This window comes from Bradyrhizobium hipponense, from assembly GCF_008123965.1.
GTDB lineage: Bacteria > Pseudomonadota > Alphaproteobacteria > Rhizobiales > Xanthobacteraceae > Bradyrhizobium > Bradyrhizobium hipponense.
Genome location: NZ_VSTH01000021.1, coordinates 128,013 through 145,800 on the forward strand (window position 1 = coordinate 128,013; position 17,788 = coordinate 145,800).

Genomic DNA, 17,788 nt, shown 5'->3' on the forward strand with positions numbered 1-17,788 from the left:
GACCTCAGGATTTGGCGAGGCGCAGTGCGACGCAGCCGTCCATCACGAAGCGGCTGATGGCGTAGCGGCCGAGGGGAAGCGCGATGCGCCGCTCGAAGCGGCCCTGCGGCAGCTCGAGCCGGTGAATGCGGGCGTTGCGAAGCTCGGGCGGGAGCGTGCGCTGGCCGGAGATGACGAGCGCGCCGTCATGGATCACCGTCTCGACATTGTCGGGACTGACGCCGGGAAGGGCAACCAGGATCAGCAGCTCCTGCTCGGTCTCGAGCACGTCGATCGGGGGTTCCCAGCAGGCTTCCTGGCGGCCGAATTGCTGGCGCAGCCGGTCGGCGCGGGTCAGCGAGTCCAGGGCTTCGGACAGCATCCAGTCGAGGGGATTTTTGGGTTGCATGGCAAACTCGGGGAAGGCGCTGCGATTGGAGAAAAATCATATGGGGATGGTTCCCCGGGATTCCAGCAGCGCTCGTTCAGGGCATGGCTGGCCTTCTGGTCGGAGGGCGCCCTTGCAGTCCAGATCTTTCGGCGCCACGGCTGTGTTCCGCGGCGCCATCGGTAACAGGTCGGCCGGGCCGTGGCTCAGGCTGCTTCGCGGTGTTCCTGTTCCGCTTCGAGGTTGATCACCGAGGTGGCGAGCTCGGTCAGGGCGTGATCGGTCGCTTCTTCTTCGTCCAGCGTTGCCTGGAGCAGCCTTGCGGCGTCCTGCATACCGAGCTCTTCGGCCCAGGTGCGCAACGTGCCGTAGCGGGAGATCTCGTAGTGCTCGACGGCTTGCGCCGCGGCGAGCAGGCCGGCGTCGAGGGCCGGGGCGTTCTTGAACCCCTTCATGATCCCGGCGCCCTCGTCGGTGATGCCGTTGATCGCTTCGCAGGTCTTGCCGCGTGCGGGCTTGCCCAGCATCTTGAAGATCTGGTCCAGCCGTTTGACCTGGCCCTGCGTCTCGCGCAGATGCTTGTTGAAGGCCGCCGTGAGCTCCTTTGAGTTTGCCGCCTTGGCCATCTTCGGCAGGGTCTTGATGATCTTGTTCTCGGCGAAATAGATGTCCTTCAGCGTGTCCAGGAACAGGTCGCTCAGCATCTTCGGTGCCTGACGCGGGCGGCGCGCGGACGATTTCTTGGTTGTGCGTTTCTTCGCTCGTTTGGCCATGAATCCTCCTCTTGAGGCGACAAGGGAGACGTCCCCTTCCTCAATCCTCGCGCGATCAAGACTCTGCGAGGACAAATGTTCCTCGCGAAGGCCGTCATGAGCCGTTATGGATGCGGCTGCATCCGCGCGCGAAAAGACGCATCCACATGCTCGACTTCGCCCTGTCCGCCTTCATCACGCTGCTGCTGGTGATTGATCCTGTCGGTCTTGCGCCGGCCCTCCTCGCCGCGACCGCCGGAATGCCCGACACGATCAAACGGACCATTGCGCTGAGCGCGCCGCTGATCGCGGCGTCGACCCTGGTGGTGATCGCGCGAGTCTGTCATAGGGCTGGGGCAATCTGTTAATTCGTTGATCTTAATGATCATTTCATGGTGCCGTGAGCGGGCCGCCGCGATGGTGTGCGATCCGGGCCGCTTTCTCTTGCGCTGCCATATTGCTTTGACGTACTCCCCTTCTAACAAGCGCCCATCGCCAAGAAGTCGAAATGAAATCGAGATGTCGATGACAGCGGACGAGCTCGACAAGAGACAGGCCATTATCGACGCCTGCCTCCGCATGAATGCGCTCGGCATCAACCAGGGCACCTCGGGCAATATCAGCGTCCGGCACCAGGATGGTCTCCTGCTCACGCCGACCAGCGTGCCCTGCGAGGCCATGACGCCCGACCAGATCGTGTTCATGGCGATGGACGGCTCGCATTCCCCCGGCCAGAGGCCGTCCAGCGAGTGGCGTTTTCATCGCGACATCCTGAAGTCGCGCGATGACGTCAACGCCGTCGTGCATGCCCATCCGACCTATTCGACAACCCTGGCGATCATGGGGATGGAGATCCCGCCGGTGCACTACATGATCGCGGCTGCCGGCGGCGACAGCATTCGCTGCGCCCCCTATGCCACCTTCGGAACCGTGGAGCTGTCCGAGCATGCGGTGCGGGCGCTGGAGGGGCGGCTCGCCTGTCTGCTCGACCACCACGGCATGATCGCGATCGGCAAGACGCTGGACAAGGCGATGTGGCTCGCCGTCGAGGTCGAGACGCTGGCGCGGCAATATCACGGTTGCCTCCAGATCGGACAACCGCCGCTGCTGTCGAGTGCCGAGATCGAGCGCGTCCGCCAGCGCATGGCCGGCTACGGCATGTCGGACGAGTAGGGCAGACGGTGTTCGTGCGGATCAAACATATCGTCGATCGCAAGCGATCGAACCGCCTCATGGTTCGCCTGCGCGCGCTCCTGCGCAGCAACGAGTTCTACCTGATCCCGCTCGCGCTCGTGATCGGTACGCTGGCCGGCGCCATCGTGACGCTGATGGCCGAGATCGCGCAGATCGCTCATATGATGATCTACGGCATTCCAGTCGACGTCCGCCTCTCCGCCAACGCCCGCGTCAGCCCCTGGGCGGCGCTGATCGCGCCTGCGCTTGGCGGGCTGGCACTTGGCATCATGGAATGGTCGCGGCGGCGATTGAAACTATCGAGCGCGGTCGACCCGATCGAGGCCAATGCGCTGCGCGGGGGCAATCTGTCGATGCGCGACAGCGTGGTGGTGTCGAGCCAGACGCTGATCTCCAACGGCTGCGGCGCCTCGGTCGGCCTCGAGGCTGGCTACACTCAGATCGGCTCGGGTATCGCCTCGCTGCTCGGCAGGTTCTTCAATCTGCGCCGCAATGACCTGCGCCTGATCGTCGGCTGCGGTGCTGCCGCTGCGATCGCAGCCGCGTTCGGTGCGCCGATCACCGGTGCCTTCTACGCCTGCGAGCTGATCGTCGGCGTCTATTCGGTCGGCAGCGCGGCGCCGATCCTGGCGGCCTCGCTCGCCGGCGCGCTGACCGCGCAATGGCTCGGCGGCGCGCCATACTCCCTCGAAGTACCGAAGGTCAGCGCTGTCGGTGTCGAACAATATCTGGCGCTGATCGGCCTTGCACTTGTCACCAGCGGCGTCGGCATCGCTGTGATGCGGTCATCTTCGACGTTCGAGCGCCTGTTCGCCTGGCTGCCGGTCTGGCTGCGCCCGGCGATCGGCGGCCTCATCGTCGGTGGTTTTGCCATCGTCACGCCGCAGGTCCTCGCAGCGGGCCACGGCGCCATGGTACTCGATCTGTTTCACGACATGACGGTCGGCCTGATCGCAATCATCATCGCTCTGAAGGTGACGGCATGCCTGATCTCGCTCGCCTCGGGTTTCCGCGGCGGTCTGTTCTTTGCCTCGTTGTTCGTCGGCAGCCTGATCGGAAAGTTTTTTGCCGCAGTGCTTTTGCTCATCAGCCCGGATTTCGTGATCGATCCGCTGGTCGCGATGCTGACGGGTATGGCGACGCTCGGCGTCGCCATCGTCGGCGGCCCGCTGACCATGTCGTTCCTCGTGCTCGAGATGACCCGCAACGTCGACGTCACCGCGGTGGTGCTGGCCGGCTGCATCGTCACCTCGATCTGCGTGCGCTTCATGTTCGGCCATTCGTTCTCGACCTGGCGCCTGCATCTGCGCGGCGAGACCATCCGCAGCGCCAACGACGTCGGCTGGCTGCGCAGCCTGACTGTCGAACGGCTGATGCGCTCGGATGTCGGCAAGGTGCCTTCGACCACGACGATCGCCGCGGTCCGCCGCGAATTCGCGCTCGGATCGCGACCCGGAATCGTCATCGTCAACAATGCCGACGAGTATGTCGGTCTCGTCATGCTGCCCGACCTGTTCTCCAGCGACCTCGACACCATCGCCGACGAGATTCAGGTCATCGAGCTTGCGCGCCTCACCGACATCGTGCTCATTCCGGAGATGAACGTGAAGTCGGCGATGGCGGTATTCGACGAGGCGGAAGCCGAGATGCTGGCGGTGGTCGATTCCACCGACAGTCGCAAGGTTGTAGGCTTCCTAACCGAGACCTTTGCCCGCCGCCGTTATGTCGAGGAGATCGACAAGGCCACGCGCGGCGTGCTCGGAGCGTTGTCCTAGGCCGGAGTAGCGCGGCCGCGATGGTGCCGCCGAGCGCCGGCGCCGGCATCGCGCCGAGCAGGGCGGCGGCCGTGGTGGCACCGCCGTCGGCACTCGCTATTGGCCTAGTTGAGAGGGGGACGCGACGAGACAGGCTACGACCCGGTGGACCATCGGCAGCACCACGAGTAGCGTCGGAAAGGCGATGAGCCATGACAACCCCAGGACAACCCCCAGGCGCCTGGCCATGTCGCAAGGAACGCCGGCGTTGCGCCGAGGCTTCGAAGCGTCGAAATGACGGACACCACGGCCGTCATGAGGATGGACAGCACAAATGGCATCACGATCGGCGCATAGCGCGCCGGTAGTTTGCGAACCGCAATCATCTGATTTCTCTTGAGGAAAGGACGCGTCAGTCACGTTGAACCCGGAAAAATGGCATCGATTCCGACGGCGTCGGTTGATGCGTTGGTTCACGTAAGACGCTTACGGCGACCGAAAGAACGGTGCGCCTGTTCATTAACCGCTCAGATTGCATCGTTCAAACTGGATCTGACCGCTCGGTTCACAATCGTTCTAAACGTGCCAGATTGCCGCGATCATGAAACTTTTCAATGGTTTGTGCATTACCTATCATTTGCATATCTCTTTTTGGGCGAGAACAGAGGAGTTGAGATGAGGGATAGACCCGTGAATTCGAAAGTTGCCTGCAGCACGGTGCTGGCCGCGTTCGCAAGCCTTGCCTTGGTTGTGGTCTGCGGGTCGCCCTCGAGCGCGGCATCGACTAAGCCGGCAAGTCCGGTTGCCAGGAGCTCAAATGCATCCTCTGTGACTGACTTCAGCGCTGCCCGTCGCCACCGCTACTATCGTCGCGGCTCGAACGCTGCGGGCCTCGCCGTTATGGGCGCTGCGGCGGGCATCATCGGGGGGGTCATCGCCGAGCAGCGCCGCCGCGACTACTACGAGAACAACTACTATTACGGTCCGCGTCCTTACTACGGTGGCCCGGGCTATTACGGCGGTGGTCCCTATTACGGCCAGCGCTACTATTATACGCCGTATTAGGCGGCGCTTTCGCCGGGCCCGACTTGCTCGGGGCAGCGGTCAGATCTGCGGAAACTTCCCCGGATTTCGCAAAGGGGCAATGTTTTGCAGTGCCCTTTGCCGTTTCAGGGTACAGCCACGCCGACGTCCGCGCTGTTTCGCCCCGCTTGTCAATGTCACCCATCAAAAATATTCCGCTTTACCGAAATTCGGAAACGGCGTATGTGTCGGTCCATCCCGGCTCGACCTTGAGGGGCGATCGTACGTCGTCACGTTTCGCGAGCCGGGCTTGCGGTGGACGCGGCAGCGTCGGCATGAGAGGTGCGGGCAGGGCGGGTAGTCCCTGTGAGCCCAAAACCACGTGCGGACGAGCGGCGCTGAAAGGTTCGTCTCGCCAACAGTTGTCCGGTCTGGTGAACACCGCCGGAGAACCCTGTGGCGAAATGGCGGGCCGTGCGTACGGCAAAACCGTGTGGTCCTGGCTGCAAGGTCTTTTTTCGCGATCCCAAGAACGGATAAAACGAAATAAATCCAATGGCTTGCGTGATATTGGCCGATCAACAAAAAGGCCCACCCGGATCGGGCGGGCCCTAAATACTGGCACAAAAGGAATGCTCTAATCCGACAATCCCGTGGCTTACCGCTCGGCGTCACATTCAGTTCATCGCGGCAGGTTTGAAACTCTGAAGCCTGCCGGCCGCTTCGAAGAAGCGATGAGCTGCGAGTGGTGGAAGACGAAGTAGCATCACACATCCTCGACTGCCGCATTATCGTATTGGGCCGTCCAACCACCGCAAGCACGCCGTCACGTTCTCGCACCGCAGATGTTGCAATGAAGCCATGCATGATCAGCGCAAAAGCGGACGTCGGAGCTCCTTAGCGCCACTACGCGCATGCTGCCGGCCTCAAAAACGCATGGCGGCTAGGGGCCCCAGCAGAACCGTGCCTGAGACGGGCAAAAGACCACGACCATATTGATCAGGTTTTGTGCAGCCATCGATATCGTCGATGCTGCATAAGCGGGCGGCGGGCCCGTCCTTGATTTTCCACCGGCGGGTTACAACGCCGATAGCGAAACGAGATCGGATTGGCGGAATTAGTGGAACTCTCGACGACGACAAACTTTCGACGTGATCCATCGACTCTATTCTTTTGTGTAACAGTATCGACAAGCAATGCTGACGAGGCTGAGTGCGACATGCGCAGCTATCATCACTGGTCACCTTTGGAGCCCTGAGGAGGGTTTGCATCTGCGCGGCCGTCACCGGTGAACTCTTTGCCTTCGATGCGTATGCAGGTGAGCCGAGTTTCTTCGACCAGGCCGCTGCCTGGTTCAATCCGAACAAGACCCCTACCGATGCGTCCGCTCCCGACGCAACTTCCTACACCGTCACTTTCGAAATCGCGGGCGAAGAACGCGCCGTCCGTTCAGCGATCACCAGCGCGTCCAATCTGGATAATCTGAAGAGCCAGGCGCCGGCCGGTGCCGCGGGCCTCATTCGGCGCGCCTTCGCCGACCGGGACCGCGTCGTCGCCGCGCTCTACGCCGAGGGACGCTATGCCGCCACGGTGACGATCAAGGTGGCGGGGCGCTCGCCTGAGGACCCGGCGGCGCTCGACGCAGTGAACGCTGCGCGTCACGCTGGCCCGGTGCCGGTCACGGTGCTGGTGGAGCCGGGGCCAGTGTTCAAATTCGGCAACGTACAAGTACTCGAGGCCGCGCACCGCCAGCCATTGCCCGGCGCGCCACGGCCAAAGCAGATGTCCCTCGTGACCGGCGAGGTGGCCCGCTCCGCCGACATCGCCGTTGCGGAGCGCGTCATCGTCAACACCATGCGCGACCGCGGCAAACCCTTCGCCCGAATCGTTGCCAAGGATGTGGTGGCGGATCATGCCACTAAAACCCTCGACGTAACGGTCCTGGTGGAGGAGGGGCCTTCAGCGACATTCGGCGCCTTCACAGTCTCCGGCGCGCAGCGGCTGAAGCCCGGCTTCATCGAGGAGCGCATAGGCATCCGCCCCGGCGAACCCTATTCTCCCGCGCGACTCGCCAAGCTGCGCAAGCGCCTCACCGAATACGAAGGCATCGCGAGCGTGCGTCTGCGCGAAGCGGACAAGCTCGACGCCAATGGGCACTTGCCGATCGACGTGGACGTGACCGAGCGCGACCCGCGCTATGCCGGCGCCGGCGCCAGATATTCCACCACCGACGGCTCGGTGGTGAACGGCTATTGGGGCCACCGCAATCTATTCGGTGGCGGCGAAACGCTGCGGCTCGATGCCCAGGCCTCCTGGTTTGGCCATAGGCCGGACGCAGTGCCCGATGCCGATCCGTTCGGCTTCAAGGCCGCCGCCACCTTCGTGAAGCCCGGCATCTTTACTCCGGCCGACGATCTCGTCGCCCAAGCAGCGGTGCTGCGCGAGGTCACCAACGCCTATGTGAGCGACGCCGTCACTTTCCTCGGCGGCGTACGCCACCGCTTCAATGATCGGCTTACCGCGCAGATCAGCCTCGATCTCGAACAGTCGCGCGTGGAGGACTGGAGCGGCATCCACAACTATTTCGTCGCCGGCATCCCGGTGGACGTGGCTTACGATACCACCGATAACCTCCTCGATCCTTCGCGGGGCATCCGCTTCAATGGCACGGTCGAGCCGTTCGCCTATCTCGGCACCAGCGGCGCCGGGCCGGTCATGATGAAGGGCTCCTTCTCCGCCTATCATGCTTTCGACGAGGACAATCGCTACATCCTTGCCGGCAAGGTGGCGGCGGGCAGCATCGTCGGCGCGGACCTCTTCAACATCCCGCCCCAGCGCCGCTTCTATGTCGGCGGCGGCGGCTCGCTGCGCGGCTTCGGCTATCAGTCGGCAAGCCCCCGCAATGCACGGGGCGACATCATTGGCGGCATGAGCTTCATCACGGCCTCGACCGAGATGCGGTTGAAGATCACCGATACGATCGGCATCGTGCCATTCTTCGACATGGGCGCGGCCTTTGCCTCCGAGACTCCGGACTTCGACGGCCTGCGTTATTCGGCCGGCATCGGCCTTCGCTATTACACTGCGCTCGGGCCGATTCGTCTCGATTTCGCGGTTCCCCTCAACCCGCGAGTGGGGGATTCCAGGTACGGCATCTATGTCAGCCTGGGGCAATCTTTCTGATGCGCACCCCTCGCCGCAAAAGCCGCGGTCTGCGCTGGCTCGTTTTCACCGCGGCGGCGCTGATGGGTCTGCTTACCCTCGTCTTCGCCGCGATTCAGACCGGCCCCGGCAAGAGGATGCTGGCTTCCCTTGGCGGCACTCTCGCCTCCGGAGGTGGGCTCACCGTCACCGTCTCGGATATCGAGGGCGTCATCCCCACCAGCATGAGCGTTGGCACTGTGATGCTCGCGGACCCGCACGGCGAATTCGCGCGGATCGAGGGCGTCCACCTCGTCTGGCATCCCTTCGCGTTCGTCGGCGGCACGCTGGCGGTGGAAACGCTGGAAGCGGCCAAGGTTATCCTCGCACGCAAGCCGGATCTGCCGCCCGCGCCGGTGGCCGAGAGCGCCGGCGGCAGCAGCGGCGGTGTGGGCCTGCCGCTGCGCCTGGTGCTCGACCGCCTCGCGGTGGGCGAGATCAACATCGCGGAGCCGGTGGCTGGACAGGCGGCGAAACTCGGCTTCACCGCCTCGGCTCGACTCATGGAGCCTGCGCGGGGCTTTTCGCTCTCCTTCGCGCTCGACCGCCACGATGCTGACGGCGTCGTGAAAGGCACGCTCGGCTTTGTCCCCGAGACGCAGACGCTCGACATCGACGTCGAGGCGCACGAACCCGAGGGCGGCTTGCTGGCGGGCCGAGCGAAGTTGGACGGACTTCCTGCGGTTCAGGCCGAGTTAAAGGGCAGCGGTGCGCTCGATAGCTGGCACGGCACGCTCAACTTTACCGCCGGTGCTGTCGCGCAGATCGGCGGGACGGCCGACATCCGGCGTCACGAGAGCCGCCACCGGGTAGCGCTTGGCATCAATGCCGACGTGCAGCATCTGCTGCCCGCGAAGCTTGCGCCTCTCTTCGAAGGCGTGTCCGAGATCACCGCCACCGCGCTCATCGACGACAACATGCGGGTCGGGATCGAGACGCTCACCGCGCGCACTACCGGCTTCGCTGCCCGCGTCATCGGCTTCGTCGACCGTTCGGCTGACACGGCCGATCTTGCCTTCAACGTGACGGGAGGGGACGCGGCGCGCTTCGCGACGCTTCTCCGCGACCCCGCCTGGAGCAGCTTGCATCTCGAAGGCACGCTCCGCGGCGCCTTTGCCGCTCCCGCCCTGGCCGTGACCTTGGCCGCAAGGGAGTTCGGCGCAGCCGGATACGGCGCGCGCGATCTCGATGTTCGCGCCCAAACCGTCCCTGACCGCAAAGGCGGCCTTGCCTGGAAGGCAGATGGAAACGCCGAGGGACTTCGCGGCCGCGATGCCGAGACGAACAAGGCGCTCGGCGAAAAAGGCACCTTCTCCCTTTCCGGCGCCGTGCCGGCGGGCGGTGTGCCATCGCTCGCGAATGCGAGCGTGAAGCTCATGCCACTCGATCTGCGCTTCGACGGCCGGGCCACGGCAGACGCCGTTGAGGGCGCACTGCGGCTGACCCGGCTCGACCTCGCCGCTCTGTCCCCGCTTGCCGGTCGACCGCTCCAGGGCACCGTGATGCTCGATGCCGATCTCCACCAGGGTGGCGCTCCGCGCGCCCTTCGCGTGCGGATCAACGGCATGTCCAAGGACGTCGCCACCGGCATCCCCGCCCTGGATGGCCTGCTGGGTAGTGGCGCAACGCTCGCGGGCGCTGTTGCCTGCGACGCTGACGGAGTGGTCGCGGTGGATGACCTGAAGCTGGACGCCGCTGGACTGAATCTGAACGTGAACGGGCGCATCGACCACAACTCCGCCGACCTTGTCGCCCGCGCGGTCGTGCCTAACCTCAAGCGGGTCGATCGCCGCCTCGAGGGCCGCGCCGAGGCGGAAGCGGCATTCGCCGGCACCCTCGACGCGCTCCTGGTGAAGGCCCGCTTTGCGGTGCCCGAGGGCCGCGCCACCGGCCAGCCGGTCGAGGGTCTTGCGCTCCATGTCGATGCGCGGGATCTCACGGGCCATCCTGTTGTCAAGGCGAGGCTTGAAGGGCGGATTGGCGGCAAGCCTGCAACCGGCGTCGCCAGCCTCGTCACCAGCGCCGACGGCTCGCGCGCGCTGCGCGATGTCGATCTTGCCATCGGCTCCCTGGTGGCCAAAGGCGGCCTGAACATCAGCCCCGCCGGACTGCTCGATGGGCAGGTTGCCGTTGCCGCGCGCAATCTCGCCGATCTCTCTGCCGTCGCCTTGACGGAGCTCGGTGGCGCCGTGAAGGCGAATCTCGCGTTCACGGTCGCGGATGGCAGGCAGCACATCCGCATCGACGCCATGGCGGACAAGGCGCTCGCAGCGGGCACGGCACTCGATGCCGCCCGCATCAATTTCTCCATCGTCGATCCTGCCGGCACCCCGGCGCTCGACGGCAAGGTGGAAATTTCCGGCCTCCGGGCAGACCGTCTGCGCGTCGACAAGATGACACTTCTCGCCAATGGGACGGGCGACGGCGGGACCATCCTGAAGCTCGAAACCAATGCGCAGGGCACGGTGCTCGCCGCGACTGCGCGGCTCGCTCCGAGCGCAGAGGCAAGCGTGCTGCGGCTCGACGCCTTCCGCGCCACCAAGGGCCACACCAAACTTTCCTTGTCAGCGCCGGCGACCTTTACGCTCGCGGAGGGAGCGCTCGCCGTCGACCGTCTCGCCCTCACCACCGACGGCGGGAGCGCCGTTGTGCGCGGCAAAGCCGGCGAGACAATTGATCTCGATGTGGACCTGCGCAACCTGCCGCTCGCTCTCGCCGGGTTCGCCGATTCCAGGCTCGATCTATCGGGCACGCTCAGCGGCACGGCAAAGCTCTCCGGCCCGGTCGGCACGCCAAGCGGCCATTACGACCTCGCCGTTTCTCGAGCCGGCATGCCGGATCTGGCGCGCTCCGGCATCGGGCCGCTGGATGTAAAGGCCAAGGGGTTGCTGGCCTCCGGCCGCGTGGGGCTCGATATTCGCGCCTCCGGACCGTCATTGTCGGGCGTCGCCCTCACGGGCTCAGTGCCCTTGGGTGCGGGAGCAATGGAGGTGAATGTGAAAGGCAGCGTCGCGCTCGGCATCGCCAATGCCATGCTCGCTACCTCCGGCGCCCGCGCCTCCGGCACCGCGACCATCGACGCGCAGCTCAAGGGCACGCCCGCCGATCCGCAACCGGACGGCACCGTGCGCATCTCCGGGGCGCGTTTCGAGGACACGGCGAATGGTGTCACGCTGGACGGGATAGAAGGCGTGATCACGGCGGCCGGCCGTTCGGTGACGGCGTCGTTCGCCGCCCGTACGCGCAATGGTGGCAGCGTCGCGGTAAAGGGCAATGTCGGGATCGATCCTGCCCGCAGCTTTCCGGGCAATATGGAGATCACGCTGCAGAACGCCGGGCTGGTCTCCAGCGAGTTGATGCGTCTCGTTGCCGACGGCCAGCTTGCGATGTCGGGCGCCTTCGCGAGCCGGCCGCGCCTCACCGGCCGTTTTGACGTGAAGAGTTTGGACATCAACATTCCGGACAAGCTGCCCGGCGGTGCCGACAAGCTTGATGTGCGTCACATGAATGCCGGACCAAGCAAGAACGGCGCCAAGCGCAACGAGAGCAAGCCTGCTGCGAATGACGGCCGCCGCAAGGCTGCCAACGCGGCCATCGTGGCCGATCTTGACCTCGCCATCAGCGCCCCGAACAACGTGTTCGTGCGCGGCATGGGGATGGAATCCGAGCTGGGCGGCAACATGACGCTCAAAGGCACGAGCGTCGCGCCGGTCACCGTGGGCGCCTTCGAGATGCGGCGCGGCCGCTTCGACGTGCTGGGCCGCCGGCTCGACTTCACCCGCGGCAAGGTGACATTGAACGGCACCACCGACCCGACCCTCGACTTCGTCGCCGAGACGAAGAGCACCGATGTCACGACGAAGATCCTGGTTTCCGGGGTCGCTTCGCAACCGCAGATCAGCTTTGCTTCATCGCCGGAACTGCCGCAGGACGAGATCCTGGCGCGCCTGATGTTCAACAAATCCGCCGGCAGCCTCTCCGCCGGCCAAGCCGTGCAGGTGGCCCAGACGATCGCCCAGTTCTCCGGCGGCGGCCCCGGCGCGACGGAGAATATGCGCCGCTCGCTCGGGGTCGACAGCCTGGACGTGGGCACGGATGGGCGCGGAGGCCAGGTCGGAGCGGCCAAGCGCCTGAACGACCGGGTTTACGTCGGTGTGCGACAGGGAACCTCGCCGGGCTCCAGCAAGGCCACGATCGACGTCGACATCACCAAGAATATCCGCATCCAGGGCGCGACCGGCGCCGACGGCGGCACGGAAACCGGCATCGGCGCGCAGTGGGACTATTAGGCCACGATACTATTAGGCCACAATAGTGTCATCCGGACAAAGGCGTTCTGTCTTGGTGGCGTACTTGAACACCCGTCCGGAAACCCGGGACCGCATCAAGGACCTGTAGGGTCACTCGTTCAACCGATACGATCGCCACCACGATTTCGTTCGCTCACGTATGCTCCGGCGGCTCGCTGAGATTGCGAGCGGTTATGCGGGTTTGCTCCATGCAACATCGGCAGGCGGCTTTTGTGCCCAACCCGGACTCTCTCCGCCTTCGTCGTCGCGGCGGCTGTTGGGGGCAAACCGGACACTGCTGCGCTGGTGGCGTCGAGACGCGGGGGTCAAGAAAACAAAATCGGCTGGGGTAATGAGCGCCCGCGTCCTCTCGTGCAGAAGTCCTTGCGGTTTCCCGGCCCGGTAAACCGGATTTACCGCGATTTACGCAAGCGGCCCGGCCCGGAGTAGCCCCGGCGCGGCAAACGCACCAGCGGCCGTTTACAGCCGAGCCCGTTGGAGGTCTGCCTAGGTCAGCGTCAAGTCCGTGAGGCTCGACACCCTTGCGCCTTGAGCGACATGGCCATTCTTCCGCACCGCCGCGCGCTGCCGGGCATAGTGTTCGCGGAACAGCACGAGAAACCGCGCCTTCTCAGTCCTCGAAAGCGCCCGCCATGCTCACCATGCTTGGTCCAGCTTGGTCATTGCATCGCCTACTTGGCAGAATTCCTTAGATAAGCCGACGGAACAAAATCGGAAACCGCAAATCGCAAGTATCCTAAAATAGCGCGGTCGCGCGTCCCCGGGGGCCTCTGTCCCTCCCAAAGTACCTAGCCGCGCCCATTCCCGAATTGGGCTCGTGAACGCCGGCGGGCGGGTACTGTCCGTATTTAACCCTCAGTGTCCTAAGTTGAAATCCGGGAGGGAACGATCGGCCAGGTCATGCTTTTGTGCCCAATGGCACCAGACTATCGAACGGTTCCGGACTATCGACACCTACAGCTAATATGCGAACGACAGGCCGTGGTTACGAGCAATGAAGAGGCTCGCAGAGCGCTCGGTCCCTAGCGATGCCGTTGACGTCCTGACCCGGTTTCGTCGTCTGCAACGCCTATGACCTCGCACTCAAAGACGACGCCTTCGGGATCGTTCACCACGAACTACTCATCGGCAAGGTCCGAGTTCGCAAACACCCTGAGATGGTCACGGTCGCCGACCTGTTTCTTTGTATCAACGTAAATCCAGACCGTTTTCATAGATCTCGCGCCGGCTTGCGGCGTCCCCAGCGGGGTTCCTTGCGAGATAGGTTAACTCCCGAACGTGTCCCCGGTTCAATGCTTTCATGACGCCGATCCGGGCAAACATCGTCGGGCCTCTCAGTTCGACCACCAACATCAACGCCGCAATCGCGGCCTACCATTCCGGCTCTGCGGCCTCCTTTTTCGGTAGTGCAGTGATGTAGGTTGCCGCGTCATGCAACGTGACCAGCGCTCGGCCGTCGTGTAACTGGATCGGGTCGTCGAGAGCGCGGCTGCCAGCTGCTATCGGTCACGCGACGGCCTTGTCTTCCTTATCCTCGCCCCGTGCGACGGTCCTCAATGCTTCATCAGACAACGGTCGCTGCAATGCCTTCGCCTCATCCCACGGCGCGCGCATCCAGACGTCGCGCTCCTCGTCGGTCGTGTTCGGTCTCTGCCGGCTCGCCGATGATCCGCCGATGCTTGTCCACGTCGTGCGCGCGCGGATGCGCCTGATTATGCCAATGCCATGATTTGGTACTCACACTGCTGGATGAGTTGCGGAGCATCGACCTCGATCATCCCGATACGCGGAAGAGCATCGAACGGATCGAAGCCGTTTTCAAATCCATGAAACGGCCGACGGCACGATGAACCAAGAGAGGTGCCACATGCACCGCCTGCAATCGCGCCAAATCCAAATCTAGTACGTCACCGTCACGACCACAGTGTCCGAGTAAACGCCGGGAGACGGTGTGGCTTGCGGGGGAACACGACCGTACACTGTCAGGTTTTGTGCGAGTCCAGTCCCGGTCCCCGGAACGGTGCTTCCGGGCGTCCCGGAATCCCCCCATACCTGAGATCGCGCAGCGTCCTTGTAGAGGCCGTAGGTCACCGTTTCTGATCCCTTCGACATCTTCCGGCTCGCGGGTGCGGAACCTGTAGTGCCGCCGTTGAGGGCAATCGTGTAGCTTGTCGTCGGCGTGCAGGTGACAGCGAGTTGGCCTGTTGCGTCGGCGTTCGTGTTCAAAACACCGATTGTGCCGAAATTGATGTTCTGGGCTGAGACCAGACAGTTGTCCAGCACGGCTGCATTGGTCGTGAAGCTTGCATTGGTGGACCCCGCCAACGATGCGCTGCAGACAGGACAGACTCCAAGAGGACAGGTTGCGTAGCGCAACTGAGCGTCCGTCCCGGAGAATGATGACAGGTAGGACCCCGTGGGAGCAGTCGATTGCCCACCGAGCGCGCGGGCGTAGACGGTGGGCGTGAGCGATCCGTTTCCAAGTGCGTTCAAGTTCAGGATGAGGCTCGGCGGTCGCGACGAGAAGGACCAAAAATCTGAACCCCACACCGTCGTTCGAGCAGAGTCCTGAAAAAGCTGATAGTTGAGCTTGTTTGCACCGCTTAGCGTCTGACGCGCCGACGCCGTCGCACCACCAGTGCCGGCTCCTAGGTTGGGGCAGAGCCGAACGACCTCCAAAGGCAAGCCGCTGCAGTTGATGCCGACCGTTGCGGTCGTATCGACGGCGGCGCCGGACAGAGTATCGACCGAGCCGAAGCTTGTGTTCGATACGCTGTAACTGCAGGTGAGCGCTTTGGCGGCTGACGGAGCGACCGCCAGACATGCAGCAATCAGCCATCGCGGGGGGGCGGTTCGTCTCATTCGCAAACCACATCCTTGATCGCAACCTGTTCACCGGGCTTCGGCGCGTAGCCGAACGCAGCGCGGCACGAACCGCCGTCCGGAAGGTCAATCGCGGCGATGTTCTGATCGGTCAAGCCCTGGACATAACCTTGCCCGTCGTAACCGATGACGAACGTTTGCTTGCCGCTCTCGAGATGGCCCTGCGCCCCTACCGCGAGGGGCTTACCTTTGCCGTCGGTGAACGTGACGAGAGCCGCCTTCGGCGTTTCCGATATCCCAAAATTGACCACCACTCCGCTTCGGTCGGCCGGCACCACCACTTCACGGGTGCGCGGCACATCGGCATCAACGGGCAAGTTCCTCGGATCGATCGAGATCTTGTTCTTCTGGTAGGAGTTCAAATAGGGGACCAGGAGCAGACCACGGCTGTCGGTCACTCCGACCGGCCGGTTCTCGTACTGCACCGCAACGTTGGGAGCGCCAGCGTTCACCACCGCAAACGCATCATCAATGCGGTTGCCAAAAAAGACGCCCCCGCCGGCAAAGGCGATAGAACCATCGATCTGCGCCGTCGCACGAGTATTGCTGCCATATTGCTGCACGCCGGCTTCGACGCGCCCGAATGATGCGCGATAGCTCGCCGTCGCGGAACGATTGGGAGTAGAGCCCTCGGCGTCACGCACGCGCGCCCCGTAGCTTCCCGTTTCAAGCCTCTCGGACTTCATCGCGTCGGTCACCACCGAAGTTCCGGTCGGACCGCTCTGAACGCCGGTCGATACCGTGACGTCATTTCCGAATGGCACCGAAATTCCGGCGAAAACGCCGAAACTCCTGTGGTCATCGATATCCTTGAACGCGGTGGCAAAGATCGTGCTGTCGCGAAAGAAGTTGCGGCTGAATGACAGTCCAACGATACGGTTGCGGTCTCCCAAGGCGCTTTCGAGCTGCGTATAGCTGAGATTGAGATTCGAGCGCTCGAACGGCAGCGGCATGCTGAAGGTGACTTGGTCCAGAGCCTTCGGTACCAGGGCGCTGAAGAAAGAAGAGTTACCGAATTTCGGATCAAGGATCGGCGCGGTCACCGACGCGATATCGTCGTAATTTCCAAACGTCCGTTGCGTGCGGACATAGAGCGACGCGCCCCAGAAGCTCATCTCAAGCGAGGCATTGAACAGACCACCAGCCCGGTCGCCCACCTGACTGCCGGCGACGGCAAGCGAGGCCGCGCCAAGGGCCCCAAGCGAAAACGCCGCGCCGACGCCTCCATTGCTAAGGCCGGCGCCGCCCTCGGCGTGGCCTTCGAGTGTAAGCCAATTGGTCAAGCCGTAGCGCAGGCTGGCCGAGCCCACCGGACGAGCATCGTAGTTGTTCGACTCGATCCCGTAGAACCGGCGCGCGAAGCCGAGCTCGGCCGAGAAATCATAGAGGCCTTCCTTGAGAAGTTGGCTCGATACGTAAAACGGCAGCGTCGTGACGATCTGTCGGCCGAGCGCATCGTTCAACACCACGCTTGCCGTCCCTGCGCCGGTGGCAATCGGGAGATTGGTGACTTGGAACGGGCCCGCCGGCACCGAGCCGGTATAGGTCTTCACATTCTGCGTATAGACGTCGAGGGTAGAGGGTACCGCCGCGCTGCCGGACAGGGCCGGTATCGGCAGGGTCACGAGATCGGGACGAAGCGCGAAATTGGTCTGCACTTGCACGCCGCCCAGCCGCACCGACCGCGTCCACGACAAACCACCCGAGATCGTATCGCCTCCACGGTATGTGATCAGGCTCTCCGTATCTGAATACGCCCAGCTGGAATCGAGGCGAGTCAAACCACCAAGCTCTGGCGAAGCCGTGCTCGCAATCGCGGACTGGCTGAAGGTCCCATACGGGCTAAACACCCGGCCGTCGAAGGCTCCGGACAATCCCTGAAAGCTCCTCAGATAACGCCAGAACGCCCCGTCGGAGCTGGCAAAGAGCGTGTAGTTCAGCACTCCACCATAGCTTCTCTGCGGTGCGACATATCCGCCCGTCTGCGGCCGCACATCGATGATGTGCGGAGCCCGTGCCGCATCGGGCGCAGTGATCCGGACCATCTGGTTTGCTTCATCGACCCGATAGCTCACACCAGGCAAGCGATCGAGGCGAATGAGACCGTCTGTGCCAATTGCATTGTCGATAGGAATCAGCCCGATTTCACGCAGCTCTTGAGGTGTCGCCGCCAGCGAACCATCGGGTCGCAGCTGAAACGATCCGATGAGATTGACGGGGCTCTCGTTGATCATGACGTTGAGCTGGAGGCTGCGTTCCGTCGTCACGGCTTTTGTGTCCGTCGGACTTGGAATATCCATCAGT

9 protein-coding genes and 2 pseudogenes are annotated in these 17,788 nt (G+C 63.5%); 6 read left to right on the forward strand and 5 right to left on the reverse strand.

Annotated features, from left to right (window positions below; all coding sequences use genetic code 11):
- Positions 1–4: 4 nt before the first annotated feature.
- Positions 5–388 carry an Hsp20/alpha crystallin family protein gene (locus FXV83_RS07945; protein ID WP_148738630.1) on the reverse strand — a complete coding sequence of 128 codons (384 nt, stop codon included), beginning with the start codon at positions 386–388 and terminating at the stop codon, positions 5–7.
- Positions 389–573: 185 nt separating this feature from the next.
- Positions 574–1,140 carry a YciE/YciF ferroxidase family protein gene (locus FXV83_RS07950; RefSeq protein WP_148738631.1) on the reverse strand — a complete coding sequence of 189 codons (567 nt, stop codon included), beginning with the start codon at positions 1,138–1,140 and terminating at the stop codon, positions 574–576.
- 146 nt (positions 1,141–1,286) lie between these two features.
- Here FXV83_RS07950 and FXV83_RS07955 point away from each other — a divergent pair.
- The 3 genes and pseudogenes from FXV83_RS07955 to FXV83_RS07965 all read left to right on the forward strand — a co-directional run.
- Positions 1,287–1,460, forward strand: a pseudogene (locus tag FXV83_RS07955) (MarC family protein); the annotation flags it as partial.
- A 178-nt stretch (positions 1,461–1,638) separates the two neighbouring features.
- Positions 1,639–2,292, forward strand: coding sequence for an L-fuculose-phosphate aldolase (locus FXV83_RS07960; protein ID WP_187435743.1), 654 nt, complete (start codon positions 1,639–1,641; stop codon positions 2,290–2,292).
- Between the two features lie 8 nt (positions 2,293–2,300).
- The gene (locus tag FXV83_RS07965) at positions 2,301–4,088 is read left to right on the forward strand and encodes a chloride channel protein (RefSeq protein WP_148738632.1); all 1,788 of its coding nucleotides are present in this window, start codon (positions 2,301–2,303) and stop codon (positions 4,086–4,088) included.
- 96 nt (positions 4,089–4,184) lie between these two features.
- On the opposite strand, the pseudogene FXV83_RS07970 reads toward FXV83_RS07965, so the two are convergent.
- Positions 4,185–4,453 (reverse strand): annotated as a pseudogene (locus FXV83_RS07970) (DUF2798 domain-containing protein).
- A 289-nt stretch (positions 4,454–4,742) separates the two neighbouring features.
- Between FXV83_RS07970 and FXV83_RS07975 the strand changes: the two are divergent.
- From FXV83_RS07975 to FXV83_RS07985, 3 genes are all read left to right on the forward strand, one after another.
- Positions 4,743–5,132, forward strand: a complete 390-nt coding sequence (locus FXV83_RS07975; RefSeq protein WP_148738633.1) for a hypothetical protein — start codon at positions 4,743–4,745, stop codon at positions 5,130–5,132.
- A 1,170-nt stretch (positions 5,133–6,302) separates the two neighbouring features.
- Complete coding sequence (locus tag FXV83_RS07980; protein WP_235939343.1) at positions 6,303–8,273, forward strand: autotransporter assembly complex protein TamA; 1,971 nt, start codon at positions 6,303–6,305, stop codon at positions 8,271–8,273.
- On the forward strand, positions 8,273–12,580 hold the full coding sequence (locus FXV83_RS07985) for a translocation/assembly module TamB domain-containing protein (RefSeq protein ID WP_235939344.1): 4,308 nt from the start codon (positions 8,273–8,275) through the stop codon (positions 12,578–12,580). Before FXV83_RS07980 ends, FXV83_RS07985 begins: the two co-directional genes overlap by 1 nt.
- A gap of 1,920 nt (positions 12,581–14,500) precedes the next feature.
- On the opposite strand, the gene FXV83_RS07995 is transcribed toward FXV83_RS07985, so the two are convergent.
- Positions 14,501–15,463, reverse strand: coding sequence for a Csu type fimbrial protein (locus FXV83_RS07995; RefSeq protein ID WP_148738634.1), 963 nt, complete (start codon positions 15,461–15,463; stop codon positions 14,501–14,503).
- The gene (locus tag FXV83_RS08000) at positions 15,460–17,751 is read right to left on the reverse strand and encodes a fimbria/pilus outer membrane usher protein (protein ID WP_235939345.1); all 2,292 of its coding nucleotides are present in this window, start codon (positions 17,749–17,751) and stop codon (positions 15,460–15,462) included. Before FXV83_RS08000 ends, FXV83_RS07995 begins: the two co-directional genes overlap by 4 nt.
- Positions 17,752–17,788 lie beyond the last annotated feature (37 nt).

Coding starts and splice junctions, on each gene's coding strand:
- FXV83_RS07945 (WP_148738630.1), bottom strand. CDS start 388: ATGCAACCCAAAAATCCCCTCGACTGGATGCTGTCCGAAGCCCTGGAC.
- FXV83_RS07950 (WP_148738631.1), bottom strand. CDS start 1,140: ATGGCCAAACGAGCGAAGAAACGCACAACCAAGAAATCGTCCGCGCGC.
- FXV83_RS07960 (WP_187435743.1), top strand. CDS start 1,639: ATGTCGATGACAGCGGACGAGCTCGACAAGAGACAGGCCATTATCGAC.
- FXV83_RS07975 (WP_148738633.1), top strand. CDS start 4,743: ATGAGGGATAGACCCGTGAATTCGAAAGTTGCCTGCAGCACGGTGCTG.
- FXV83_RS07985 (WP_235939344.1), top strand. CDS start 8,273: ATGCGCACCCCTCGCCGCAAAAGCCGCGGTCTGCGCTGGCTCGTTTTC.
- FXV83_RS07995 (WP_148738634.1), bottom strand. CDS start 15,463: ATGAGACGAACCGCCCCCCCGCGATGGCTGATTGCTGCATGTCTGGCG.